This is a genomic window from Streptococcus sp. 3874 (assembly GCF_013276425.1).
Lineage (GTDB): Bacteria > Bacillota > Bacilli > Lactobacillales > Streptococcaceae > Streptococcus > Streptococcus pseudopneumoniae.
In genome coordinates this window covers 1-23671 of record NZ_VMLA01000102.1, presented here as the reverse complement: position 1 = coordinate 23671, position 23671 = coordinate 1, and the positions used below count along the sequence as shown (strand labels likewise).

The window sequence follows — 23671 nt, the reverse complement described above, 5'->3', positions numbered from 1 at the left end:
ATTTCTAACAATGTTTTAGAAGTAGAGGCGTACTATTCTAGTTTCAATATATTTTAAAAGAATATTTTTCCATTTCAAATTCAACCTATTTTCCTCCACCAAAAAAGAGGGGCAACCCCTCTTCTTTAGTTCTTATCCAGATTGCGTAGCATCTCGTCAATCTTGTTTCCATACTCGATGGACTCGTCTTTGACGAAGGTCAAATCTGGGATTTTGTACAATTTCAAATTGCGACCAAGTTCACGTTTGATGGTACCAGTTGCTTTTTCAAGCCCGATTTGGGCTTTTTGGTTATCCGAAGCAAGGTTACTCAAAATGGTGTAATAAACCTTGGCAACAGACAAGTCACCCAGCATCTGAACATCTGTGATGGTCACACCTTGGACACGTGGATCACGGACTTTCTTTTGCAAAATCTCATTGACTTCACGCTTGATTTCCATGCCCACACGATCTGTACGGAAATGATTTGCCATGATATTCCTTTCTCTACTTTGAACCAAAAGCTAGGCCAGCAGACCTAGCTATTTTTAAACTTATTGATTTTCATTTCAAATTGAAACAAAGTTCAATTTGAGCTCATCCGCTTCTTTCGCCGTGATGAAAGTGATGGAACTGATTTATCAGTCCCATCACAGGGGATTTTTGAGACCCTAGGCTCAAAAATAAGCAATGAAACCATCGGTTTGCTTGCGTCCCTCACCACCTAAGAAAGGAGCAAAAAATCTTATCTCTTGATTTCTTCCATGACATAGGCCTCAATCACATCATCCATCTTAATATCATTGTAGCCGTCGATCATCAATCCACCTTCACGACCGTTTGTCACTTCTTTCACGTCGTCTTTGTAGTGTTTCAAGCTTGCGAGTTCGCCATCATAGATAACGACACCATCACGGATAACACGGACTTTAGAGTCACGGGCAACCTTACCGTTGATAACCATAAATCCACCGATAGTTCCGACTTTAGACACCTTGAAGGTTTCACGGATAACCGCTTCACCAATAACTTTTTCTTCAAATTCTGGATCAAGCATCCCTTTCATAGCTTCTTCCATCTCTTCGATAACCTTGTAGATAATGCTGTGAAGACGGATTTCCACATCGTCAACTTCTGCTTGTTGACGAGCTTGTGGTGTAGGGCGTACGTTGAAACCAACGATAAAGGCATTTGAAGCTTCGGCAAGGGTCACATCTGATTCGTTGATAGCACCGACCGCTGAGTGGACTATAGTCACTTTGACACCTTCCACATCGATTTTCTGAAGTGATGCAGAAAGGGCTTCAACAGAACCTTGTACATCGGCCTTGATGATAACATTAACAGATTTGAGTTCCCCAGCTTTAAGGGTATCAAAGAGGTTTTCAAGGCTAACACGTTGGGTAGCTTGACGTTGTTTCATGAGGGCACGTTTGGCACGCTCTTCACCTGCTGCACGCGCAGATTTTTCATCCTCGTAAACGGCAAAGTGGTCACCCGCCATCGGTGCTTCGTTCAAACCTGTGATAGAGACTGGTGTTGATGGTCCAGCAACTTTAACACGACGACCAAGGTCGTTGGTCATAGCACGGACACGACCGAAGGTATTTCCGACAACGATTGGGTCTTGAACATTCAAGGTACCTTGTTGTACAAGAAGGGTTGCGACCGCACCTTTTCCTTTATCCAAGCGCGCTTCGATAACCGTACCGATTGCACGCACTGTTGGGTCTGCCTTGAGTTCTTGGATTTCAGCTACAAGAAGGACTGTTTCCAACAATTCTTCGATATTTTGGTTGAATTTAGCTGAGATTTCAACAAATTCAGAATCTCCACCCCAAGCAGTTGACATAACTCCATGCTCTGCCAATTCACCGATAACGCGTTCTGGGTTAGCACCTGGTTTATCAATCTTGTTGATGGCTACGATGATTGGAACGTTGGCCGCTTTTGAGTGGTTGATGGCTTCGATAGTCTGAGGCATAACCCCGTCATCTGCCGCTACGACCAAGATCGTAATATCGGTAACAGAAGCACCACGCGCACGCATAGATGTAAAGGCCGCGTGTCCTGGTGTATCAAGGAAGGTAATCTTCTTACCATTTTCCACAATTTGGTAGGCACCGATATGCTGAGTGATACCACCTGCTTCACCTGTCGCAACACGAGAGTTACGAAGGGTATCTAGGAGAGTTGTTTTACCATGGTCAACGTGTCCCATGATAGTTACAACTGGTGGACGCTCAACCAATTCATCTTCATTGAGATAACCATCTTCGACAAAGAAACGTTCGATGTCAGCATTATCCACTTCAACCTTTTGTTTTGCTTCGATACCGTAATCCACCATGAGGAGTTCAATTGTTTCCCCATCCAAGGATTGGTTTTGTGTGGCCATGACACCCATCATGAAAAGTTTCTTAACAATTTCAGCTGGTTCACGTTTGATACGTTTTGCGATTTCCGCAACGGTCATACCATCTGTATATTCAAATTCTGTTGGCAATTCATGGAATTTACGCTCTGTAACAGGTTTTGGAGTCTGATTACGATTGTTCTTGTTATTGCCTTTTTTGTTCTTCTTGTTGTTATTCCAGTTACTATTCTTTTGATTTCTCACTTGATTTTGACTACTTCGATTCTTTTGTTGTTTTCTAGGACCATCTTCTTCGTGATCATAATCGTCACGATTTTTGTCTGGTCGAGCTTGTTTTTTACGACGTGTATCCACTGCAGGTTCTTTTTTCTCAGGGACGACTTCAACCACTGCTTGAACTTGCTGTGCTTGTTCAGCTAACTTAGCCGCTTCTTCAAAGATTTCCTCTAGTTCCTTGCGTTTGTTAGCTTGAGCCAAGGCTTCTTTAGCAGCCTGATACTGCTTGAAGCGTTCCTCACTTGAACGAGCGTACTCTGCATTTTGCTCTGCTTTTAGGGCTGCTGCACGGGCTTTAAAGTCAATACGTGGAGCCGCTTGATTTGAACGTTTATCCTCTTGCTGACGGCGCTCATTTCTACGTTTTTGCTGACCTTGCTGCTTCTTAGCTTGGTCATTAAAGCGACGATTGTCGCGGTTGCTTTGACCTTGTTTTCCACCATTACGGCCGTCGTTTTTCTGACGGTTTCCGTTTTGTTGTTGGTCACGGTTATTGCCCTTATTTTGCTTGCGTCGTTCTGCCTGCTCTTTAGCACGGGCTTCACGCTCAGCCTTGAAATTACGACTTTGCGGTTTCGCTGCTACTTTTTCTGTTTTCGGAGCAACTGGCTCAGTCGGTTTTGCCTCTTCCTTAGCTACAGCTGGTTTAGCTGGCTCAGATTTTTCGGCTTTCTTTTCTGCACTTACTTTTGGTGCTGCAGGTTTTGCTTCTTCTTTCGGAGCAGCTGCAGACTTAAAGCTGGCAGCGATTTTTGCAGCGACAGCTTCTTCCACACTTGATGAGTGGCTTTTCACATCCAAGCCCAACTCTTTTGCACGCGCTACAACTTCTTTACTTTCTTTTCCAAGTTCTTTTGCGATTTCGTACAATCTTTTCTTAGACAAATCATGTCCTCCTCTTCTATTCCATAAGAGACCTCATTTTCTTTGTAAATCCAGCATCTGTTACAGCCAAAACCTTTCTCGATTTTCCGACTGCTATGCTTAATTCCAGTGTTGAAAACACGGTTACAATTTCTACTTGATAATAATGACTTTTATCTTGAATCTTCTTGGTCAGATTGGGTCCAGCATCATGGGCTAGAAAGACCAACTTGGCCTTGCCGTCTTGAATGGCCTTGACCACCAATTCTTCACCCGATATAATCCGCCCTGCTCGCTGAGCAAGTCCCAAGAGATTACTTATCTTTTGCTTATTCAAGTCCTAACTCTCTTCTTTTCACTTTGTGATCCACATAAGCGATCAACTCGTCATAAAAGCTTTCTTCCACTTCCATGCTAAAGCTGCGGTTAAAGACCTTCTTCTTTTTCGCCTCTAGGGCTTCTGCATTGTCTAGTTTGATATAAGCGCCGCGGCCATTGGCCTTGCCCGTAGGATCAATAAAGACTTGTCCTTCCTTGTTCTTGACAATGCGGAGCAAATCACGCTTATCAATCACTTCGTTAGACACAACAGACTTGCGCAAAGGGATTTTTCTTGTTTTCATCTTTCCCTCCTCTAGCAGCTTTTATTCTTCTACAGTATCGTTTTCTACTTCCAACTCTACTGAAGCAGCGTCTTCCATGGCTTCAAATTCGCTAGCAGACTTGATATCGATACGGTAACCAGTCAAGTGAGCCGCCAAGCGCACGTTTTGTCCACGACGACCAATGGCAAGAGAAAGCTTGTTATCTGGAACAACCACCAAGGCACGTTTGCTGTCGTTTTCATCAAAGATAACTTGGTCAACCTCAGCAGGAGCGATGGCATTGTAGATAAATTCAGCTGGATCTGCTACCCACTCGATAACATCGATATTTTCTTCGATTGGTACCATGCGGTCATTTTTAGCATCGTAACGAGCTGGGTGGAATTTGCTAGTAATCTTCTTGATATTAGCACCACCACGTCCAACGATTGTACCGATAGCATCCACGTTTGGATTGTGGCTACGAACAGCAACCTTCGTACGGTCACCTGCTTCACGAGCCACGCTCATGATTTCAACAGTTCCATCATAAACTTCTGGAATTTCTTGCTCCATCAAACGTTTGATCATTTCTGGATGGCTACGGCTAACAAAGACGTTCACACCACGAGGGTTGTCTTCAACCTTGTAAACATAAACTTCGATACGATCATGAGAAGCAAAAACTTCTCCAGGAATTTGGTCTTGTTTTGACAATTGGGCTTCGATGCTACCAAGGTTGACATAGATAAAGCGGTTGTCAAAGCGTTCTACTGTACCAGACATGATTTCTTGCTCATGTTCTTTGTAAGTATTGTAAGTGATGGCACGTGTTTGCTTGCGCATTTTTTCCATGATGGTTTGTTTGGCAGATTGGGCTGCTACACGACCAAACTCAGCTGGTGCTTCTTCAAACTTGATTTTGTCTCCAAGTTCATAAGCTGAATTAATGGCAAGAGCATCTTTCAAGCTGATTTCCAAACGGCTATCAAATACTTCATCAACAACTTCACGGACAGTATAAACTGTAAAGTCACCTGTTTTTTCGTTGAAGTCAATAGCTACGCTGTCTGACTGACCATAGCGTCTGCGATAAGCGGAACGAAGCGACTCTACTACTGCGTCGATGATGTCTTCTTTTTTGATTCCCTTGTCTTCTTCCAAAATGCGGAAGGCCTCTAGCATTTCTTTACTCATGTTTTCTTCACTTTTGAATACTCAAAAGCTATCCTTTCTTTTTCTATAATTTAACTGCTAAACGTGCTTTTGATACTAAACTGTATGGAATTTGGACGGTTTTCTTACGCGTCTTGTCCATATATTCCATAGTCAACTCGTCCTCTTCGAAGGCCAACAAGGTTCCTTCAAAGACCTTTTGCTTATCGATGGCTTGGTAGAGCCCGACATGGATGTATTCCCCAACTGCTCCAGCAACGGCATCCTTGGTTTTTAAAGGACGTTCCAAACCTGGACTGGTGATTTCTAGGAAATATTGTTCTGGGAAGGGATCTGGCTTGATGGTATCTAGGACAGGACTGATCATTTCTGTCAAGTCTGCCGTGTCGTTCAAGGTAATTCCTTCAGGTTTATCTACAAAAATACTGAGAATCATGTCACTGCCAATCTTTCCATACTCGATATCCACGAGCTCGAAAGGAGCTTCTATGACAGGTTCTACAACTTCTCTGACTAATTCTACGATTGTTGCGATTGCGTCCACCTCCTCATAAGCAAGAGGCGAAGATATTTCCCCGCCTCACTTTTCATATTCTTACTCTTAGTATATCACATTTGCTAACTTATGTAAAGCAAAAGCACTTATACAGCCTGATTTCAGGCTATTTCTTAAAATTCTACCTCAACTCGGTAGATAACTTGCCCCTTATTGGAGAATTTTTGCTCGTATTCTGTCATGACATTGCCTTCAAAATCACTGGCATGTAAGTCTAGCCAGACACCATTGAGCTTCATGCCATACTGAGAAAAGCTCACTAAACTGTACTCAAACAAGCCACGGTTATCCGTCTTGAAATGAATTTCTCCATTTTCAGGCAAGATACGTTTGAAGGTATCCAAGAAGGTCTTGTAGGTCAAACGACGCTTTTCATGGCGTTTTTTCGGCCATGGATCTGAAAAGTTCAGATACAAGCGATCAATCTCACCGTCTTCAAAGTAGTCAGTCAAGTCAGAACCATCTACCCACAAGAGCTTGATGTTAGGCACTCCAACTTCAAGAACCTTGTCTAAAGCATAGCTTAAAACAGACTTTTGAATATCAATCCCGATATAGTTGATGTCAGGGTTCTGCTTTGCCATACCTGAAACAAAGGCACCCTTCCCACTTCCAACTTCCACATGAATGGGATTGTCATTGCCAAACAAGTCCCGCCATTTCCCCTTGGCTTCCAAGGGATTGAGGACCACATACTGGGGATTTGCCTCTAGTAATTCTGTCGCCCCTTTACGATTTCTAACTCTCATCTTCTCTTTCCATACTTGTCTCGGAAGTGACGCAAGCCATGAATCTCCCGATTAACATTTTCTAAATCTTGGTTCATATAATACTTGGAAATCTGGCTCAAATAAGACAATTGACCGTACCAATACAATTTACTTAATACCGTTTGATTATACTTGTAACCGTAGTAGGTCAACCATTCCTTCCACTGATGTTCTGGAATATAATGGCAGAGCATATGGGCCACATCAAACATGCGGTCGGTCAAGCGAACCGAATCCCAATCTACCAAATAAATCAAGCCACTATCTGTCTCAATCCAATTACTATGTCGTACATCTCCATGGACAATGGTCGCATAGTCCTCTCTAAATCCTGGAATAGTCTGACGTAAATCAGCCATCACTTCACTGATAAAATGATTTTTACGCAAAGCATCTGGAGCCGTTTCCTGCCAAGACTGTAGTAAATCTACAGGTGTTTCCATGGCATAGCCCAAACGACTCAACTGTGTCATCAAAGGACGTGAGCGATGAAGGCGGGTTAAAATATTGACGATTTGTTTACGATTCATATCATAGGGGGTCAATATCTTGCCTGTCAACCATTCTTGAGCACACATATCACGCCCATCTGCCAAACGGCGACTCCATAATAATTGTGGAGCAATTTGTTCTCTAGCTAGACCAGGTAGGATTGGAGAGGTGTTCATTTTTACAAAGATGCGCTTCCCATCAGGATAGCTACCCATATAAGCCTTGCCACTTTTCCCAGGTATGGGAGTCAGTGTTAGCTCATTATCACCCAAATCCATTTCTTTCCTCCGTATAAAGTTTCCTTACTATTCTACTAGTTTTTGGCCTATTCGTCAACCGCTCCACACCCGATTCTCAAAGAAAAGCCTCTGGATTGGCTTGGGTATCATTATAGAAAGAAAAAGGCAAGCACCGTCTTCTGCTTACCTTTCATGATTTTTATAAATAATATAAGAGTGGCCAAGCATTGTAAAACATGTGAACTAGAGTAGAAACCCATAGGTTTTGGCTCTTTTTATAAGCAAATCCCAGTAACAAGCCCCCAAGTAGATAAAAAATAAACGAAGGGACATTAGAAGGACCATGCATAAAAGAAAAGAGAGAGGAAGTTAGCACAAGCCCTAACCAAGAGTTGTCAAAAACCGCACCTTGAAGAAGTCCTCTGAAAATGAGTTCCTCCTGGATGGGGCCAAAAACTGTGGAAGTCAAAATCAAAGACAGGGAAATTCCTCTGCTGACTTCCGCCAAGTGTTGAACTCCTGCGCCAGAAGAAACAGCGAAGAAATGAATATAAACTAGCGTCTCAAGAACGCTTAGAAGAAAGATTGCAATGAAAAGCAAAAGTTCTTTCTTGCTTAACATCCCAAAAGAAATCATTTCAAACTGTCTAGCATAAACAACACTCAGCGAGGTTACTAGAAGACTTACAATAATCAATTCAGATTCATTTTGAAAAAAATCCCCATGGTTAATCGTATAAGGAACTGTAATGACGATTATTAGTACTAAAAATCCAAAGCACAAGGCATGAAATTTATCAAAAAACTCCATAAAATTATCCTCCTCACCAAACAGACTTCCTACGCGTCATCCTTTAGCTCTAACCTTTCCAAAACAAACCATTTTAGCAACCAAAATCCAACCACATAACTAGCCCCTAAGAAGATAGCCATTAAAGATAGCATGGGATTCAGGAAATAAAAGACCACAACAGATACAAAGGTTAGCACAAAAACATTAAAGGCAATGGTGTCAGAAGCCAAGACCAGAATATAAGGTGTCAACCAGTCTAAGGTTTTTGAATCTAGGAAAAATAAGTGTTTATACATGATAACCTCCTCTATGGCTGAAAAGCAAGCCTTTTGTTTTTTTACCCCAAGACCCTATGTAGAAAAGTGAGCAAAAATGGTAATGTTGCGAAAATATTATTGATCACATGCACCGCATAGGAAGGATAAATGCTCTTGGTATAGCGGGTCAAACTAGCAAAGATGATGCCAGATGTTGCAAAGATGAAAATATCTAACAGACTAGGCAGGCTTGAAAAATGAGGAAGAGCAAATAAAATTGACGGAAGAAGCAAATCAAGGCCAAATCTCGAATGCTTAAAAAAGACGTGTTGCAGTAATCCTCTATAGATCAGCTCTTCCATAAGTGGAGTCAGAAAGAATAAAGTTATATAGATACCCAGCTCGGCAAAGTTGGTCCCACTATAACCGATCAATACAGCCCAACCTTCAGCAGTTGACTGAACATGTTTAGCTGTCTGAACGTTAAAAGAGATCTGGAGCACTAGCACTAATACTGTCAAAATCGAATACCAAAGCCATTTTTTTCTCGGAATGCGAAAAAGATAGCCGTGCCCTGTCTTAACCAGAATCCAAATCATGACCCCACTAAATAGCAGACTCAAGAGATTTTGAATCCAGACGAAATTGCCAATCTGGGAAGAAAATTGCCAATAATTTTGAACAATAAGCGTCATCTGAGAAAGACCAAATACGAAAAATAGGTAAGACAAGACTGCACTTATTTTGAAGACAAACTGATACTTTTTCATAGAAATTCTTCCTCATTTCTTGTATTTCAGCCTATATTCCACATAAATGAAAACCTGCTCCTATATAACCACGGTCATGATAACCGCGCGGGCAGTAACCACTTACTGGAAAAGGACCTGAATTTTTTAATATAGGAGGGTAAGAACCGAATGGACTTACCTGATTAGCGTACCCTCTATAAATATCAGATACATCCCCACCCTCTATACGAGCAAGCATTTCATTATCCATAACTGCAAATTGTGACATCATTTTTGTATCCATGACGAATATCTCCTTTTTTATGTTTAATTTTTGTCCTATTGCAACCTTAATAAGGTTAGTATACTACTATTTTTTAAAATTTTCCATCCAAATCACGAATGGTCATCAAAACATCTTGAATTGTAAAAAATTTAAAAAGCAAGCATGAAAAACATACTTGCCCTAAGGGAACTTGACAATATGAAAATACAAAATAGAAAACTATGCACCCTCACTTCCGTCTGTTCTCATATATTCTCATAATCGCAACCAGGATACAGGCTGTCCCACTTGCCAAAACCAAGAGGGTAATGATAATGTTGAGAATTTCAGGCGTACTCCCTATTCTCTTGATAAGACGGACTAAAGACAATACTGTCAATAAGAGTAAAGCTACTGACCCTGTCCGAATTAAAGAAGCCATTCGGTTCTCAACCGCATATAAAAAGGATGGCAACATAACACAGGCTATAGCAATCACAAACAGGTTGCTCCCCGTTTCTTCTCCCTTGTTCACTACGGAAATCATGAGAAGATTCGATGCTATGATCAACGTAGAACAGATGATAAAATAGGATTTCTTATTCATTTAATATACCTCACATACTATGGTAAAAGTCAAACTGGACAAAAACAAACTTTAACTGTTAGCTTCTGAAAATTGAAACATTGTTTTTGTATTCACGAGGAATGCCTTTTTTTATTTTCGTCCTGTTAGAATACCGTTGCTTGTACTCCATCAAGCAACCCCATTCCATTAGATAGTATGTTGTCTAGCTCCTCCATCTTTTCATCTGAAAATGTTATTTTTCAGCGTTGATTGCTTTTTCATAGGTCGCTATCATCCTTGACAACACCATCTTCCCAAACTCTTCTCCAAGCAACTTCTTTTTCCTTGCCATTTTTTACCCCTTTATTTTACATTTTTTAGTTCTGATTGTTGTTTTTTTCTTCCTCTTCGTCTTCTTTTCTTTTATTTTCTTTATAATCGTTCAGCATTTCAAAACCTTTATCAAAAGCAAAAAAACCTAAACCTAAAGAAAACGGCGCTCCGACTATTTCTATAACTTTTGCCCACCTTGGCCCAAAATCTTCTGAAAAATAAGCAAGCGCCCCGACGGCTACAACTGCTAAAATTAAAAAATATGCTCCAAAATCTGCACCTTCTGTTACTCTAGCTTTTTCTGTTCTACTATTCTTACTCATGATAATTTTCCTTTCATTTTCGATTTTCTACTTCAGCTAATACTAACTATTTACCATTCATTTCATATACAGTTATAATCTTTTATATATAAACTAAATACACCTATTTTCTCACTCTTGTCTATAGGCAAATTCTAGCTATATGTTATTACAAACAAATAGTATCATTTCACCTGTTTACCACTATTTTTATTTGTGAATTTTTTTGTTTCACTTTAATCATTACAGAAGTTATAAAAAATGCGATAGCCATCCGAAGCAGTTGATAACTTTCTTCCTCTCCTGTTTTCGGTAATAATTTTTCATTCGAAGTAATAGATTTGCTTACATAATCAGTCCCCTTAACATCAGTTGAAGGAGTTTTATTTTCTTGAGCAACATCAAAAATAGGTTTGGGAGTTTCCAATTGATTCTTATTGTCTAACATTGCTAAATTGTCAGATTGAGTAGTTTTAGCTTCAGAAGTTGAGTTTGTACTCTCCACTTTCCCACTATTTTCACTATTAGAATTGGGGTTATCATTGGATATTTTCATTTCGGTTCTTTTTTCATCACTCATACCTTTGCTGTCGCTTACAACTTTATCACTAATACTCATGCTGTCATTTCTGGTTTTCTCATCACGAACACTTTCTGTTACTGTATCCTCAGAAGATGCTACTGTTTCCGATTGCTTAGGTGAGTTTCTCGAGTACATATAATCATACACCTGTTGTGCAGTTGCTTCGCCACCAACCCATCCAGATATCGGATGTCCATTTCTTAAATACAAAATTGCTGGTGTTCCTGGAATACCGACTTTTTTAAATAGAAACTCTCTCGCTTCCCCGTCAAAATCTTTTCCATCCAAATCATAATATTCTAACTTCATTTCAATTAAGTTATTAAATTCTTTCAATTCAGGAGAAAATTGACGACAATGAGAACAAGTTTTTCTACCAAAATATATAGTATGTTCCAATTGATCCTCTGTAAAAGATTGACGAACGGCTTCAATATCTATCTTTTTAAACTCCGCAACATTCTGTTCATACTCTTCGGGAGTTACAACGGAAGGTTTATGCTCCACCTTTTCCTTAGCCGATGGCAAATCTGGTGCCACAACAGAACTATCATTAGCCTGAATAGAGGAAGAAGTAGGCTGTTCTTCTGCATATACAAGACCTGCAGTAATAGATGCAAATACAAGTGGTACAAGTAATAGCGATTTTATCTTTTGATTCTTCATAAGAATACTCATTTACATTTGTTATCTTTATCTTACCTTATTTAAGATTACAAATTCATATAAATCTTAAATGGTCATCGAAACATCTTGAATTGCAAAAACTTCATTATAAAAGGGTAAGTATTGCGAAAACACTTACCCCTTTATACTTTATTAAGCTCTACTTTTTATAATACTTCAAACCCCAAATGAGCAGAAGCATGATGGTTGAGCAGAGAATAGCGCCAATATAAGCGATTAGTTGTTGATAGGATTCTGCTACTGTGATACCTCTATACAAATAGATAATAGACATAAAACCTGTCAAGCCGATATACATAAGTTGATTGGTTCTAGGACTAACCAAATCATCATCTTCAAACTCTCATTTTCCTAGTGAGGTAAACAGTGACCAAAATAGAAGCCAGGTTAATAATCACTAAAAGAAATTGGATGACAATATCGATATTCGAATAGTGATAATAGCGTCGCTTATCATCGGTCACAAGGTGTTTTGACATGATTTCTTTTAGATTCAACTTTGTGAAGAGTTATTTGAAAAGCAGAGAACCAGCTTGATTGATCAGATTTCCACCATCGAAAGAAAAGTGTGATAAAGTATTGTTTTTCATAGACTTATTTGATATACTGAGCATTGGAGTGTCCTTTTGTTTTTATTTTTTGAACTTATATCATAAAGGAGAAACTCCCTTTTTTCCAGTAAAAACAGCACCCAATGGGTGAAAAGAGAAAAGCATCTAGAATCCTTGGTTTCATACCGATTCTGGATGCTTTTTTGTGTTATATATGCATAATCAGGTTTCTCTAATGTGGCCATAAAACTGAAACTGCCGCCCCACCAGCTGCACAAATTAAATAAATCTGCGGGGTTGGGAAAGGGATTGTCTGCGCACAAAGCGAAATCCCCTCAACCGCACCACCTACTCCACTTAAAAATCTGTCTGCAAGTTGTTTATCTCCAGCTGTTATCGTTGTTAGTTTTTCATCAGGTAAAATGATGAAATTATTTACTGATTGTTCCATTCTTTTCACACTTTCTTTGTTAAATTAATTTGGCTAGTAGACAAAAGATAAACTAAAGCATTAAAGACAATGAAAATATTTCCATAGAATAAGATTAGCCTCGCCTCCAAACCAAGATACAGTTTGACCATCAAAAAGATGAGCAAAAGAATTTGAAACCATAGCGTTTTTCCAAAAATAAATTTAAAGCGATTTTGAATGTCTGCTTCCTTAATTTTTACCGCCAAACCTTTATTAGCAAGAAGGAAAACTCCTGCTTCAAATAAGCCACTGTAGAGAACAAGCCATCCAATCGATACATTCGAGATTTTCAAAAATGTACCTAAAAGAATATCCAAAACACTACTCAAGAAAATAATAAGAAATAATCTGTATTTCATATAAATCACCTCCTTTTACTACTATTCTCAATCTACTATATCTCTAAAAGTTTAACTTGCTCTAAAAGCTCCCCAAGCCGCTGTACAAAACTGTGCTCCTAAAATCCCGCCGGCAAGAGTTCCCACAACTGGGATAACACTCCCCAGAGCTGCACCTCCTATTGTACAAATTCCTAATGCTTGAACAACTTCTCCAGCCCCTACTTTATCTCCACCTTCAACACGAGCAAGCATTTCATTATCCATAACAGAAAATTGTGACATCATTTTTGTATTCATGACAAATACTCCTTTTTTATTTTTAATTTTTGTCTTGTTGCAACTTTGACAAGTTTAGTATATCATTGTTTTTTAAAATTTTTCATCCAAATCTTGAATTGTCATCGAAACGTCTTAAATTAGCTTTTTTATTTAAAACCACCTCTAAAATTTTTTTAAAAGATAATTTCTAATCACTTTTTTACCATTCAGGAAGTTTCAATGACTATTCAAGATTTCATAAAATATGAACTTATTTTTATGGCATAATAGACCTATCCACTATATGAAAGGAATTGCCAATGACTTCTTATAAACGTACATTTGTTCCTCAAATAGATGCGAGAGACTGCGGTGTTGCTGCCTTAGCCTCGATTGCTAAATTCTATGGTTCAGATTTTTCTCTAGCTCACTTGAGAGAACTTGCAAAGACCAATAAAGAAGGAACGACTGCTCTTGGCATTGTAAAAGCCGCTGATGAAATGGGCTTTGAAACAAGACCTGTTCAAGCAGATAAAACGCTCTTTGACATGAGTGATGTCCCCTATCCATTTATCGTTCACGTTAACAAAGAAGGAAAACTCCAACATTACTATGTTGTCTATCAAACAAAGAAAGACTATCTGATTATTGGTGATCCTGACCCTTCTGTAAAAATCACTAAAATGTCAAAAGAACGCTTTTTCTCTGAATGGACTGGAGTAGCTATTTTTCTAGCTCCCAAACCCAGCTATCAACCCCATAAAGATAAAAAGAATGGTCTACTAAGCTTCCTTCCTCTGATTTTCAAACAAAAATCTCTCATTGCTTACATTGTTCTCTCAAGCTTATTGGTCACGATTATCAATATCGGTGGTTCTTATTATCTCCAAGGAATCTTGGATGAATACATCCCAAATCAGATGAAATCAACTTTAGGAATCATCTCAGTTGGTCTGGTTATCACCTATATCCTCCAACAAGTCATGGGTTTCTCCAGAGATTATCTCCTAACCGTTCTGAGTCAGAGATTAAGCATTGATGTGATTTTATCCTATATTCGCCATATTTTTGAACTTCCTATGTCTTTCTTTGCGACACGTCGTACAGGAGAAATCATTTCACGGTTCACAGATGCTAACTCTATTATAGATGCCTTGGCTTCTACCATTCTATCTCTTTTTCTGGATGTTTCTATTCTGATTCTTGTAGGAGGCGTCTTACTGGCACAAAACCCTAATCTCTTCCTTCTTTCTCTTATTTCTATTCCTATATACATGTTCATCATCTTTTCTTTTATGAAGCCTTTCGAAAAAATGAACCATGATGTCATGCAAAGTAATTCTATGGTTAGCTCTGCCATCATTGAAGATATCAACGGGATTGAAACTATAAAGTCGCTCACGAGTGAAGAAAATCGCTATCAAAATATAGACAGCGAATTTGTAGATTATTTAGAAAAATCCTTTAAGCTCAGTAAATATTCTATTTTACAAACGAGTTTAAAGCAGGGAACAAAATTAGTTCTGAATATCCTTATCCTATGGTTTGGCGCTCAATTAGTCATGTCGAGTAAAATTTCTATCGGTCAGTTGATTACCTTTAACACACTTCTTTCTTACTTTACAACTCCTATGGAAAATATTATCAACCTCCAAACCAAACTCCAATCTGCGAAGGTCGCTAATAACCGCTTGAACGAGGTCTATTTAGTCGAATCTGAATTTCAAGTTCAAGAAAATCCTGTTCATTCACATTTTTTGATGGGCGATATTGAATTTGATGACCTTTCTTATAAGTATGGTTTTGGACGAGATACCTTAACAGATATTAATCTCACGATTAAACAAGGAGATAAGGTTAGCCTAGTTGGAGTCAGTGGTTCTGGTAAAACAACTTTAGCCAAAATGATTGTCAATTTCTTTGAACCCTACAAAGGACATATTTCCATCAATCATCAGGATATTAAAAACATTGATAAAAAAGTCTTGCGCCGTCATATCAATTACCTACCACAACAAGCCTATATATTTAATGGCTCTATTTTGGAAAATTTAACCTTGGGCGGTAATCATATGATTAGTCAAGAAGATATTCTAAGAGCTTGTGAATTAGCTGAAATCCGTCAAGACATTGAAAGAATGCCTATGGGCTATCAAACTCAGCTCTCTGATGGAGCTGGTCTATCAGGAGGACAAAAGCAACGAATCGCTCTCGCTCGTGCTCTTTTAACTAAAGCTCCTGTTTTAATACTAGATGAAGCTACTAGCGGTCTTGATGTCTTGACTGAGAAAAAAGTTATAGATAATCTTATGTCCCTAACTGATAAAACCATTCTCTTTGTAGCCCATCGTCTCAGTATAGCCGAACGGACTAACCGTGTCATTGTTCTTGACCAAGGGAAAATCATTGAAGTGGGTAGTCACCAAGAGTTAATGCAGGCGCAAGGCTTCTACCATCATCTATTCAATAAATAAGGAGAATGTCATGAATCCTAATCTTTTTAGAAGCGTCGAGTTTTATCAGAGACGTTACCATAACTATGCGACAATGTTAATTATACCTCTTTCATTACTATTTACTTTCATCTTGATTTTCTCCCTTGTTGCCACAAAAGAAATTACTGTTACTTCCCAAGGAGAAATCGCCCCTACAAGTGTCATTGCATCTATTCAGTCAACAAGTGATAATCCTATCCTAGCTAATCATTTAGTGGCAAATCAAGTAGTTGAAAAATGTGACTTACTCATCAAATACTCTGAAACAATGGAAGAAAGTCAGAAAACTGCCTTAAAAACTCAATTACAAAGACTTGAGAAGCAAAAAGAAGGACTTGGAATTTTGAAACAAAGCTTAGAAAAAGCGACTGATCTTTTTTCTGGCGAGGATGAATTTGGCTACCATAATACCTTTAGGAATTTTACTAAACAATCCCATGATATTGAACTGGGTATCACAAAGACTAACACCGAAGTTTCAAATCAAGCTAATCTTGCCAATAGCAGTTCATCAGCCATCGAACAAGAAATTACAAAAGTTCAACAACAAATTGGAGAATATCAAGAGTTGAGAGATGCTATCATAAATAACAGAGCACGCTTACCAACTGGCAATCCGCACCAGTCAATTTTGAATCGTTATCTTGTAGCCTCACAAGGACAAACACAAGGAACTGCAGAGGAGCCATTTTTATCTCAAATTAATCAAAGTATTGCAGGTCTTGAATCATCTATCGCAAGCCTCAAAATTCAGCAAGCTGGTATCGGAAGCGTCGCAACTTATGATAATAGTTTAGCAACCAAAATTGAAGTACTCCGTACTCAATTTTTACAGACAGCCTCACAGCAACAACTAACCGTGGAGAATCAATTAACAGAATTAACAGTACAACTAGATCAAGCGACACAGCGCTTAGAAAACAATACCTTAACCGCCCCAAGTAAAGGTATCATTCACTTAAACAGTGAATTTGAAGGTAAAAATAGAATTCCAACTGGTACAGAAATTGCTCAAATATTCCCTGTCATCACAGATACAAGAGAAATACTAATCACTTACTACGTATCTTCTGACTATCTACCTCTACTAGATAAAGGACAAACTGTAAGATTAAAACTGGAGAAGATTGGAAATCACGGCACCACCATTATCGGTCAACTTCAGACAATTGACCAAACTCCTACCAGAACAGAGCAAGGTAATCTCTTTAAATTAACCGCTCTTGCAAAACTATCTAATGAGGATAGTAAACTCATCCAATATGGCTTACAAGGTCGCGTCACTAGTGTAACTGCAAAGAAAACATATTTTGATTATTTCAAAGATAAAATTTTAACCCATTCTGATTAATTTTCAGATAACACTCTATAACTATTTATTATCTTATCAAAAAGGAGAATCATAACATGGATAAGAAACAAAACCTAACTTCATTTCAAGAACTAACAACTACCGAACTCAACCAAATTACAGGTGGAGGACTGTGGGAAGATATCTTATACAGCCTTAATATAATTAAGCATAACAATACGAAAGGACTTCATCATCCAATACAACTATAAAAAATAAGACCGAGTAACAAGAACTCTCGGTCTTATTTTTTTCATCATTCTGTAGGTATCATAGTAAGCACCTGACGAAAGACTTGATCTTGACAGGTAGTATTGAGACTAGCATTGGGATAACTTTCCACAAGCTTCATAACGGTATAGAGACCAACTCCTCTATCCTCCCCTTTAGAACTGGCTCCAAAGGAGAAGATTTCAGAAATATCTATGCTCTCTTTTTTGATGGAGTTTTCAATGATAAAGGTCTCCTGTGCTCCATTTTTAAAAAAGGCAATTGAAACATGAGGTTGACTAGTCTCTGCACTGGCTTCAATAGCATTATCACAAAGGATAGACACAATGGTTAGAAAATCAAGTAGGCTCATCCCCTCAACCTGAATCTCCTCAGGAACTTCAACATTAAAGACAATGTTCTTTTCTCTAGCTTTTAGAAATTTCCCTGCTAGGAGACTTTTGAGGGCGCGGTCCCGAACATTCAACAATCGCCCAAGGTCATATTTATTGTCCTGCAATTTCTGACTGGAATCTTTTAAGACGGAGCCGTAGACCTCTTTTATCTGCTCCATATCCTCCTCTTCAATACCCAGACGTAAACTAGTCAAGAGGTTGGTGTAGTCATGGCGAAAACTCCGTACTTCCTTGTAAAGCTCCTCTATATGCCGACTATAGCGTTCCATATCTCTATAGCGCAAGGCCTGCTCTTGGTTCAGTCTATCATGGAGTTTGTCCTTCAAATAGGTATCCAATTTCTTGATAACCCCCATAAAAAATAGGAGGTAGAACACTAGGATGAGATGGCGAACAGTCGTTGATTGAATACCTTGCTCATATTCAAAGTAAGACAGACTTTGTATCACCAAATAGTAAGCCCCCATTATCCAGTTAATCTTAGTCAGGGACTTTTGAAAACCTGTATCGAGAATCTCCCTTCTCAAACTAGTAAAATCATAGTCCAACCATTTCAAAAAGGCTAGAGAAATGAAGAAATTGAAAATTATTATACATAACCCAGTAAATGAGTAGCCATCATATACTTGCCCTTGTCCCAAAAATGGAAGCACAAAATAGGAGACTCCTCTATAAAAGAGATTCACCAATATCATTGGAAAGAGACCATAAAAGAAAAGGAGTTTTTTAGGAAGCCCTCTTAACAATAAGAAAGACAAGCATATGCCGTACAAGGGTTCCATAAAATAAGATAGGTAAACATTTCCTACCATATAGCCAATCATTACAAAAACAAAGGCCAACAGTATCTTCAAAAGAAAGGCTTTAAAAATCCTCTCGAAAGTAAGATTAATTCCATCTACCTTAAAGAAAATGACAATTTCTAGCCCATTAGTAATGAGTGTATGCAATAATATCCAAACAATATTCATAAACTCTCCTAGTTCAGTGTAAGTTATTAATAGCCTCAGACACTTCCCTGACCTTATAACGCGCGATCAGACAACTTCCACCATTGGGAAAGAAAAGGAGTTTTTCTTTCTTATCCAAATGCACCACATTTGCAGGATTGATGAGAAAAGAGCGATGGCACTGCAAGAGACGGGGTTCCTGCTTAAAAACCTCCTCTAAACTCGCTGTAAATTCCAGCCTGTCTGTCTTGGTATAAAGAATAACACGATGGGCTCTGGGCGACGTTTCGAGATAGTAAACCTCTTTAAAAGGATACTGAAATTGGGCAAATTTTGATTTAAAGTAAAAGCAATCTTCCGCCAGACTTTTACTATCTTGACTATTGGCATAGAGGAGGGCTGTCTCGATCCGAGATTCAAACTCCTCTGCTGACAAGGCCTTATCAATATAGTCCAGAGCAGACACTTGGTAGCGAAAGGACAGGGGCATAAACTCTGAGTGAGTCGTCACAAAGACAATCAGGGCATAGGGGTCTCGATCCCGAATCTTTCTAGCCACCTCTAGACCCTTCATCTCCTCATTTCGAATCTCAATATCCAAAAAGAATAGCTGATGGCCCCCCTTCTCATGCACCTCTGCCAGCAGTTGGTCCGGCTTGCCAAATACCTCAAAAGAGCTAGGAATGATATGATGTGCTTTCAAAAGTTTCTCAATCGTCGTTTCAATCCTAGTCTGTTGGGAAAAATCATCTTCTAAAACAAATATTCTCATCTTCTTACTCTCCTTCTTTCAACCATTTTTGACGAATTTCTCTATAGCGACGTCTGGCATACTTGACAGCGTATTGACCTTCTTCTCCAAGAAAAAGGATTCTTTCTTGAAAATCAATCGATTTTACTTTATCAAGATTGACCAAACAATTTCGATGACATCTCATCAAGGTTTCCCCATATTGGTTCTCAAGATCACTTAAATTTTGAACCATATTAAAACTAGCTTCTTCTGTAACAATCTGTACGGTATGGGCTTTAGTTGGATGTGCTTGGATATAGTAGACATCGTCGATGTTTACTTTATAAACTGTTTTCTGTGTCTGAATAATCATATGTTTCATTGGATTCTCCTCCTAAGAAAAGAATAACAGAAAAAATCTAACACAAGCACACCCAATCCTAAACAGTCTTTGAAAGTTCCTAAAAGGATTATTTTTCTAAAACATCATGATGAGGTTACAACTATTTTATCATAAAATTCACTCAGCGCAATTCAAGACATTTCAAGGACAATTAAAGATTTGAAGGTGAAAAAGGAGATAAAAGTGATAGACTATGATTATAGAAAGACTATGTTTGCAACAACTTTAAAAATCATCAAAAAAGGAGGGGTGCATATGATTTATTCACATCCACCATGATTAACACCCTATAAATATACTCTATTGCAATTGACGTAAATATAACAAGGAGAAAATTATGGCCAAGTCAAATAAAACAAAACAATTAACATCAATCGAACTTTCTCATATAAATGGCGGTAGTATTCCATATGGATGGTATTCTCCGTTTCATATGATTAGCGATAATGTACTATGTAGAAATGGATATTCATATAATAAAGCTAATCTTGATAATGGTAAATGTATCATTGATTGGGGCAACATAGTTGGCAATGTTGCTAATAATATAGGTGCCTCACTAGGAGATTTACACAATCCCTTACCTTAAAACATAAATTATATAGGAGGTCACGTAAATGACAGACACAAACCCCATCAAAACAGCTCAGGCTTTGATTACTGACTTAAATAAAGCCTACCAAGCATGCAAACAGGCAACCGCTGACGACGTCCGCTTTCAGGAGCAATTAAACTCTATTCTTGGTTTTTTAGCCAAGGCTGAGACAGTGGATAATCGAGTCTTGATTGAACTGGAAAAATTTTACCAGACTTCCAGTCTTCTCATGGGACTCAGCGCTCTTGATCCAGATGCTCCAACTCGCGCCGCTTGGCGGGCCTATGACCGCTTCCACTTTGACCAAGTCAAGACCAAGTTGAGCCTCTACGGGCCAACCATTATCTTGTAGAAAATAAAAGAAGTTGAGGCAAACTGAACTCAACTTCTTTTTTAGTGTCATATAGGCAATGTTAGTCCTGCATCTGACGTTTTACCTGATAAGGCAAATACAAGACTTGTAAAACCAAACCTGCACCCAGCAAGGCTAGAAGGGCTAGTTTTTCTTGGAAGGTAATCAACCCGACAACTAATTCCACAAGTAAAACAAAACTGGTCAATCCTCGGACTACCGCCTGCAAGCCTTTTTCCTTTTGCCCCTTGTCCAGTGGAAAGAGTTGAGTCAAATACTGGTAGTCAAAGGCATGATAGAGGGCCAGCAACTGGAAGAGCAAGAGGTAGTTAAAGAGAACTACCACTGCTGTCGCAATCCAAGCTTGCTCGATAAAGACCTGCGCCAGCAAGGAAAGTAGGAGCAGACGGAGACTGAGCGCAAAGAGATCTCCATTTCGCAAATAAGAACGAAGATAGAGATTTTGCCAAATCTTCCCAGGCACCTTCTGAACAACCTTTAGGATAAAGTCCAGATAGGCACGACGCTTGACGCTGTTTGAAATTCCCTTTACCTGCGTAAAGAGGGCAAAGAAACGAAGCAAGACTTGTTTGCGCTTGCTTTCTTGGGAAATGACATAGTCCCAGTTCAGTCCAGTTTCAGTGAAAAATTTGCTGGCCTTTTGACGAAAGAGGAAATATTTACCTAACCCAAACAAAAGCACATAGATTAGGAAGACAGGCAAGCCATAACCCATGGCTAAAAATAAGGGCGCAAATAAAAGCAAGAAAAGGGTCTGTACAAAGAGCCAAAAGACTAGGGAAATGCCAGTTTGACGCTTGAGATGGAGCTTGATTTCCTCTTCTCCAACTAAGAGAAAGAGCTTGTCTGGAGCCTCCATATAGGTGGCAATTCCACCCCAAAGCAACAGTAAAACAGAGGTAATTCCTACAAACAAAAGGATGGGCCAATGATTTTCAGGAAAATCTTGCAAGAGTTGACTGTACTGGTAGGCTAGAAAGCCCAGCAGGACAAGCAGGAACAAGACAAAGTGGTCATTGAGAACATAACGTAGATAACCAAGACACTCCTTACGAAAAGCCTGCTTTCTCTTTAAAAACAAGTCTTTCATAGGTCCTCCTCTTTGGTCAGAGCCAAGTAAATATCATTCAAACTAGCCTCAGGCATGTTAAAGGCTTCGCGCAGTTGCAGGAGATTTCCCTTAGCACGCACTTCCCCTTTGTGAAGAATGACAAAAGCATCACACATCTTTTCCGCTGAATCCAGCACGTGGGTACTCATGAGAATAGACTTGCCTTTTTGCTTTTCCACTTCCAAAAGCTGAATCAAGTCCGCAATAGCCAACGGGTCAAGACCAAGGAAAGGCTCATCCACGATGAAAAGACTTGGATCCACCACAAAAGCACAGATAATCATGACCTTCTGCTTCATCCCTTTTGAAAAATGAACAGGGAACCAGTCTAATTTCTGGTCCAGACGGAACATTTTTAACAAAGGTTCTACTCGATCAAAAGCAAGATCTTGCTCAATACCATAAGCCATGGCAACCGTTTCGATATGCTCTCTGAGGGTCAATTCCTCATACAAGCTAGGTGTCTCAGGAATGTAGCCAATTTGCTTGCGGTAACTTGTCGCATCTTCTTGCAGGGTCAGGCCATTGATATTGATGGAGCCACTATAAGGTGTCAACAGACCGATAATTTCATTGATGGTCGTCGATTTTCCAGCACCATTGAGACCAATCAAACCGACCAACTGCCCACTTTCAACAGTAAAAGACACATCTTTCAAAACAGGGACATGAACATAGCCACCTGTCAGGTTTTTAATTTCTAACATATTTTCTCCAAATCTGGTATAATGTAGCTATATTATATCAAAATTCAGTACAGTAGAGGTAGATTTTATGTCAGATTGCATTTTTTGTAAAATCATCGCAGGGGAAATTCCTGCTTCAAAAGTATATGAAGATGAGCAGGTTCTTGCCTTTCTTGATATCTCTCAAGTGACACCAGGACACACCTTGGTCGTGCCAAAAGAACACTATCGTAATCTTTTAGAAATGGATGCTACTAGCGCCAGCCAACTCTTTGCCCAAGTACCAAAAGTAGCTCAAAAAGTCATGAAAGCTACCAAGGCTACTGGTATGAATATCATTGCTAACTGTGAAGAAGTCGCAGGTCAAACCGTCTTTCATACCCATGTTCACCTCGTACCTCGCTACAGTGCGGACGATGACCTTAAGATTGATTTTATCGCCCACGAACCAGACTTTGACAAACTCGCTCAAGTCGCTGAAACCATCAAAAATGCCTAAGGAGTTGCCATGAAATTATCCAATCTATTGCTATTTGCAGGAGCTGCAGCTGGAAGTTATCTGCTCACAAAAAATCGCCAAACCATCACAGATGAAGTCTTGAATACCACTGACCGCGTTCAAGCTATCAAGGACGATGTGGATATTATCCAAAACAGCCTACAAATCATTGACCAGCAAAAAGAACTCATCAAGGAATATCAAGAAGACCTGACTTACAAGTTTAAGGTCTTGGAAAAGGATATCCAGACTAGACTAGCTGTGATTAAAGAAACACAGGAAATCGAAGATAAGTAAAAAGAGCCAGTCGGCTCTTTTTTAAAACGTAAACAAGTTATATCCCATCAACTATACATCATAATTTAGGCAACTCATACTCAATAAAAATCAAA

General features: G+C 39.1%; 30 protein-coding genes and 1 pseudogene. 7 read left to right on the top strand and 24 right to left on the bottom strand.

Going from position 1 to position 23671, the window contains the following annotated elements:
- Positions 1–125: 125 nt before the first annotated feature.
- The 19 genes and pseudogenes from rbfA to HT703_RS09495 all read right to left on the bottom strand — a co-directional run bounded on the left by rbfA (position 126) and on the right by HT703_RS09495 (position 13496).
- Entirely contained in the window at positions 126–476 is a 351-nt protein-coding gene (gene rbfA, locus HT703_RS09585; RefSeq protein WP_001273601.1) for a 30S ribosome-binding factor RbfA, read from the bottom strand.
- Between the two features lie 251 nt (positions 477–727).
- On the bottom strand, positions 728–3520 hold the full coding sequence (gene infB, locus HT703_RS09580) for a translation initiation factor IF-2 (RefSeq protein WP_172930053.1): 2793 nt from the start codon (positions 3518–3520) through the stop codon (positions 728–730).
- A 16-nt stretch (positions 3521–3536) separates the two neighbouring features.
- A complete protein-coding gene (locus HT703_RS09575; protein ID WP_001041390.1) occupies positions 3537–3836 on the bottom strand; it encodes a YlxQ-related RNA-binding protein in 300 nt (99 codons plus the stop codon).
- Positions 3829–4122: a YlxR family protein gene (locus tag HT703_RS09570; RefSeq protein WP_000857562.1), complete on the bottom strand. Its 294-nt coding sequence runs from the start codon at positions 4120–4122 to the stop codon at positions 3829–3831. Before HT703_RS09570 ends, HT703_RS09575 begins: the two co-directional genes overlap by 8 nt.
- A 21-nt stretch (positions 4123–4143) precedes the next feature.
- Positions 4144–5280 carry a transcription termination factor NusA gene (gene nusA / locus HT703_RS09565; protein WP_000032273.1) on the bottom strand — a complete coding sequence of 379 codons (1137 nt, stop codon included), beginning with the start codon at positions 5278–5280 and terminating at the stop codon, positions 4144–4146.
- A 43-nt stretch (positions 5281–5323) separates the two neighbouring features.
- On the bottom strand, positions 5324–5803 hold the full coding sequence (gene rimP / locus HT703_RS09560; RefSeq protein ID WP_007284956.1) for a ribosome maturation factor RimP: 480 nt from the start codon (positions 5801–5803) through the stop codon (positions 5324–5326).
- 125 nt (positions 5804–5928) lie between these two features.
- Positions 5929–6564 (bottom strand): tRNA (guanosine(46)-N7)-methyltransferase TrmB, encoded by a 636-nt coding sequence (gene trmB, locus HT703_RS09555; protein WP_001266096.1) that lies wholly within the window; start codon positions 6562–6564, stop codon positions 5929–5931.
- The gene (locus HT703_RS09550) at positions 6561–7355 is read right to left on the bottom strand and encodes a phosphotransferase family protein (protein WP_000363006.1); all 795 of its coding nucleotides are present in this window, start codon (positions 7353–7355) and stop codon (positions 6561–6563) included. The genes trmB and HT703_RS09550 overlap by 4 nt, the downstream gene beginning before the upstream one ends.
- A gap of 160 nt (positions 7356–7515) precedes the next feature.
- The gene (locus tag HT703_RS09545; protein WP_138700608.1) at positions 7516–8127 is read right to left on the bottom strand and encodes a type II CAAX endopeptidase family protein; all 612 of its coding nucleotides are present in this window, start codon (positions 8125–8127) and stop codon (positions 7516–7518) included.
- Positions 8128–8156: 29 nt separating this feature from the next.
- Entirely contained in the window at positions 8157–8405 is a 249-nt protein-coding gene (gene blpZ / locus HT703_RS09540) for an immunity protein BlpZ (protein WP_119919873.1), read from the bottom strand.
- Between the two features lie 41 nt (positions 8406–8446).
- The gene (locus HT703_RS09535) at positions 8447–9136 is read right to left on the bottom strand and encodes a CPBP family intramembrane glutamic endopeptidase (RefSeq protein WP_119919872.1); all 690 of its coding nucleotides are present in this window, start codon (positions 9134–9136) and stop codon (positions 8447–8449) included.
- A gap of 31 nt (positions 9137–9167) precedes the next feature.
- The gene (locus HT703_RS09530; protein WP_000379956.1) at positions 9168–9401 is read right to left on the bottom strand and encodes a ComC/BlpC family leader-containing pheromone/bacteriocin; all 234 of its coding nucleotides are present in this window, start codon (positions 9399–9401) and stop codon (positions 9168–9170) included.
- Between the two features lie 211 nt (positions 9402–9612).
- The gene (locus HT703_RS09525) at positions 9613–9969 is read right to left on the bottom strand and encodes a hypothetical protein (RefSeq protein ID WP_081005545.1); all 357 of its coding nucleotides are present in this window, start codon (positions 9967–9969) and stop codon (positions 9613–9615) included.
- A 338-nt stretch (positions 9970–10307) separates the two neighbouring features.
- The gene (locus HT703_RS09520; protein WP_000042206.1) at positions 10308–10586 is read right to left on the bottom strand and encodes a hypothetical protein; all 279 of its coding nucleotides are present in this window, start codon (positions 10584–10586) and stop codon (positions 10308–10310) included.
- Positions 10587–10755: 169 nt separating this feature from the next.
- On the bottom strand, positions 10756–11814 hold the full coding sequence (locus tag HT703_RS09515) for a thiol reductase thioredoxin (protein ID WP_054392999.1): 1059 nt from the start codon (positions 11812–11814) through the stop codon (positions 10756–10758).
- 160 nt (positions 11815–11974) lie between these two features.
- Positions 11975–12314, bottom strand: a pseudogene (locus tag HT703_RS09510) (immunity protein).
- Positions 12315–12618: 304 nt separating this feature from the next.
- Entirely contained in the window at positions 12619–12837 is a 219-nt protein-coding gene (locus HT703_RS09505; RefSeq protein WP_000438253.1) for a hypothetical protein, read from the bottom strand.
- Positions 12838–12842: 5 nt separating this feature from the next.
- Entirely contained in the window at positions 12843–13217 is a 375-nt protein-coding gene (locus tag HT703_RS09500) for a hypothetical protein (RefSeq protein ID WP_000877386.1), read from the bottom strand.
- Between the two features lie 51 nt (positions 13218–13268).
- Positions 13269–13496 (bottom strand): Blp family class II bacteriocin, encoded by a 228-nt coding sequence (locus HT703_RS09495; RefSeq protein WP_023935633.1) that lies wholly within the window; start codon positions 13494–13496, stop codon positions 13269–13271.
- Between the two features lie 281 nt (positions 13497–13777).
- Between HT703_RS09495 and blpA the strand changes: the two genes are divergently transcribed.
- From blpA to blpC, 3 genes are read left to right on the top strand one after another with little or no spacing between them, the layout of a single operon-like run.
- The gene (gene blpA, locus HT703_RS09490; RefSeq protein WP_054393000.1) at positions 13778–15931 is read left to right on the top strand and encodes a peptide cleavage/export ABC transporter BlpA; all 2154 of its coding nucleotides are present in this window, start codon (positions 13778–13780) and stop codon (positions 15929–15931) included.
- A 10-nt stretch (positions 15932–15941) separates the two neighbouring features.
- On the top strand, positions 15942–17303 hold the full coding sequence (locus tag HT703_RS09485; RefSeq protein ID WP_172930052.1) for a bacteriocin secretion accessory protein: 1362 nt from the start codon (positions 15942–15944) through the stop codon (positions 17301–17303).
- A gap of 56 nt (positions 17304–17359) precedes the next feature.
- Entirely contained in the window at positions 17360–17515 is a 156-nt protein-coding gene (gene blpC, locus HT703_RS09480; RefSeq protein ID WP_000358814.1) for a quorum-sensing system pheromone BlpC, read from the top strand.
- 44 nt (positions 17516–17559) lie between these two features.
- On the opposite strand, the gene HT703_RS09475 is transcribed toward blpC, so the two are convergent.
- Genes HT703_RS09475 through HT703_RS09465 form a run of 3 tightly spaced genes read right to left on the bottom strand, consistent with a single transcriptional unit; the run spans position 17560 to position 19994 of the window.
- Positions 17560–18900 (bottom strand): sensor histidine kinase, encoded by a 1341-nt coding sequence (locus HT703_RS09475; RefSeq protein ID WP_001028650.1) that lies wholly within the window; start codon positions 18898–18900, stop codon positions 17560–17562.
- Positions 18901–18913: 13 nt separating this feature from the next.
- On the bottom strand, positions 18914–19651 hold the full coding sequence (locus HT703_RS09470; RefSeq protein WP_001219128.1) for a response regulator transcription factor: 738 nt from the start codon (positions 19649–19651) through the stop codon (positions 18914–18916).
- Positions 19652–19655: 4 nt separating this feature from the next.
- Complete coding sequence (locus HT703_RS09465) at positions 19656–19994, bottom strand: LytTR family DNA-binding domain-containing protein (protein WP_016399207.1); 339 nt, start codon at positions 19992–19994, stop codon at positions 19656–19658.
- A gap of 358 nt (positions 19995–20352) precedes the next feature.
- Between HT703_RS09465 and HT703_RS09460 the strand changes: the two genes are divergently transcribed.
- Both HT703_RS09460 and HT703_RS09455 read left to right on the top strand, forming a co-directional pair.
- A complete protein-coding gene (locus HT703_RS09460; RefSeq protein ID WP_001130045.1) occupies positions 20353–20604 on the top strand; it encodes a hypothetical protein in 252 nt (83 codons plus the stop codon).
- Between the two features lie 28 nt (positions 20605–20632).
- The gene (locus HT703_RS09455; protein ID WP_023935628.1) at positions 20633–20962 is read left to right on the top strand and encodes a hypothetical protein; all 330 of its coding nucleotides are present in this window, start codon (positions 20633–20635) and stop codon (positions 20960–20962) included.
- 61 nt (positions 20963–21023) lie between these two features.
- Here HT703_RS09455 and HT703_RS09450 read toward each other — a convergent pair whose 3' ends face one another.
- Together HT703_RS09450 and HT703_RS09445 are read right to left on the bottom strand one after the other, a co-directional pair.
- Entirely contained in the window at positions 21024–22073 is a 1050-nt protein-coding gene (locus tag HT703_RS09450; protein WP_000653756.1) for an ABC transporter permease, read from the bottom strand.
- On the bottom strand, positions 22070–22801 hold the full coding sequence (locus tag HT703_RS09445; protein ID WP_000889950.1) for an ABC transporter ATP-binding protein: 732 nt from the start codon (positions 22799–22801) through the stop codon (positions 22070–22072). Before HT703_RS09445 ends, HT703_RS09450 begins: the two co-directional genes overlap by 4 nt.
- 67 nt (positions 22802–22868) lie before the next feature.
- Here HT703_RS09445 and HT703_RS09440 point away from each other — a divergent pair, with 67 nt between their 5' ends.
- Positions 22869–23279 (top strand): HIT family protein, encoded by a 411-nt coding sequence (locus HT703_RS09440; RefSeq protein WP_001278321.1) that lies wholly within the window; start codon positions 22869–22871, stop codon positions 23277–23279.
- Between the two features lie 9 nt (positions 23280–23288).
- Positions 23289–23576 carry a hypothetical protein gene (locus tag HT703_RS09435; RefSeq protein ID WP_000777749.1) on the top strand — a complete coding sequence of 96 codons (288 nt, stop codon included), beginning with the start codon at positions 23289–23291 and terminating at the stop codon, positions 23574–23576.
- Positions 23577–23671 lie beyond the last annotated feature (95 nt).

What these genes read in the sequence shown, in the direction of transcription:
- HT703_RS09470 (WP_001219128.1), bottom strand. Translation starts at nt 19,651, where the DNA reads ATGAGAATATTTGTTTTAGAAGATGATTTTTCCCAACAGACTAGGATT.
- HT703_RS09460 (WP_001130045.1), top strand. Translation starts at nt 20,353, where the DNA reads ATGGCCAAGTCAAATAAAACAAAACAATTAACATCAATCGAACTTTCT.
- HT703_RS09505 (WP_000438253.1), bottom strand. Translation starts at nt 12,837, where the DNA reads ATGGAACAATCAGTAAATAATTTCATCATTTTACCTGATGAAAAACTA.
- blpZ (WP_119919873.1), bottom strand. Translation starts at nt 8,405, where the DNA reads ATGTATAAACACTTATTTTTCCTAGATTCAAAAACCTTAGACTGGTTG.
- HT703_RS09570 (WP_000857562.1), bottom strand. Translation starts at nt 4,122, where the DNA reads ATGAAAACAAGAAAAATCCCTTTGCGCAAGTCTGTTGTGTCTAACGAA.
- HT703_RS09495 (WP_023935633.1), bottom strand. Translation starts at nt 13,496, where the DNA reads ATGAATACAAAAATGATGTCACAATTTTCTGTTATGGATAATGAAATG.
- HT703_RS09465 (WP_016399207.1), bottom strand. Translation starts at nt 19,994, where the DNA reads ATGAAACATATGATTATTCAGACACAGAAAACAGTTTATAAAGTAAAC.
- HT703_RS09455 (WP_023935628.1), top strand. Translation starts at nt 20,633, where the DNA reads ATGACAGACACAAACCCCATCAAAACAGCTCAGGCTTTGATTACTGAC.
- trmB (WP_001266096.1), bottom strand. Translation starts at nt 6,564, where the DNA reads ATGAGAGTTAGAAATCGTAAAGGGGCGACAGAATTACTAGAGGCAAAT.
- HT703_RS09525 (WP_081005545.1), bottom strand. Translation starts at nt 9,969, where the DNA reads ATGAATAAGAAATCCTATTTTATCATCTGTTCTACGTTGATCATAGCA.
- HT703_RS09545 (WP_138700608.1), bottom strand. Translation starts at nt 8,127, where the DNA reads ATGGAGTTTTTTGATAAATTTCATGCCTTGTGCTTTGGATTTTTAGTA.
- HT703_RS09550 (WP_000363006.1), bottom strand. Translation starts at nt 7,355, where the DNA reads ATGGATTTGGGTGATAATGAGCTAACACTGACTCCCATACCTGGGAAA.
- HT703_RS09530 (WP_000379956.1), bottom strand. Translation starts at nt 9,401, where the DNA reads ATGGATACAAAAATGATGTCACAATTTGCAGTTATGGATAATGAAATG.
- HT703_RS09450 (WP_000653756.1), bottom strand. Translation starts at nt 22,073, where the DNA reads ATGAAAGACTTGTTTTTAAAGAGAAAGCAGGCTTTTCGTAAGGAGTGT.
- HT703_RS09475 (WP_001028650.1), bottom strand. Translation starts at nt 18,900, where the DNA reads ATGAATATTGTTTGGATATTATTGCATACACTCATTACTAATGGGCTA.
- HT703_RS09515 (WP_054392999.1), bottom strand. Translation starts at nt 11,814, where the DNA reads ATGAAGAATCAAAAGATAAAATCGCTATTACTTGTACCACTTGTATTT.
- blpA (WP_054393000.1), top strand. Translation starts at nt 13,778, where the DNA reads ATGACTTCTTATAAACGTACATTTGTTCCTCAAATAGATGCGAGAGAC.
- HT703_RS09440 (WP_001278321.1), top strand. Translation starts at nt 22,869, where the DNA reads ATGTCAGATTGCATTTTTTGTAAAATCATCGCAGGGGAAATTCCTGCT.
- HT703_RS09485 (WP_172930052.1), top strand. Translation starts at nt 15,942, where the DNA reads ATGAATCCTAATCTTTTTAGAAGCGTCGAGTTTTATCAGAGACGTTAC.
- rbfA (WP_001273601.1), bottom strand. Translation starts at nt 476, where the DNA reads ATGGCAAATCATTTCCGTACAGATCGTGTGGGCATGGAAATCAAGCGT.
- HT703_RS09520 (WP_000042206.1), bottom strand. Translation starts at nt 10,586, where the DNA reads ATGAGTAAGAATAGTAGAACAGAAAAAGCTAGAGTAACAGAAGGTGCA.
- nusA (WP_000032273.1), bottom strand. Translation starts at nt 5,280, where the DNA reads ATGAGTAAAGAAATGCTAGAGGCCTTCCGCATTTTGGAAGAAGACAAG.
- blpC (WP_000358814.1), top strand. Translation starts at nt 17,360, where the DNA reads ATGGATAAGAAACAAAACCTAACTTCATTTCAAGAACTAACAACTACC.
- HT703_RS09500 (WP_000877386.1), bottom strand. Translation starts at nt 13,217, where the DNA reads ATGAAATACAGATTATTTCTTATTATTTTCTTGAGTAGTGTTTTGGAT.
- HT703_RS09435 (WP_000777749.1), top strand. Translation starts at nt 23,289, where the DNA reads ATGAAATTATCCAATCTATTGCTATTTGCAGGAGCTGCAGCTGGAAGT.
- HT703_RS09535 (WP_119919872.1), bottom strand. Translation starts at nt 9,136, where the DNA reads ATGAAAAAGTATCAGTTTGTCTTCAAAATAAGTGCAGTCTTGTCTTAC.
- HT703_RS09445 (WP_000889950.1), bottom strand. Translation starts at nt 22,801, where the DNA reads ATGTTAGAAATTAAAAACCTGACAGGTGGCTATGTTCATGTCCCTGTT.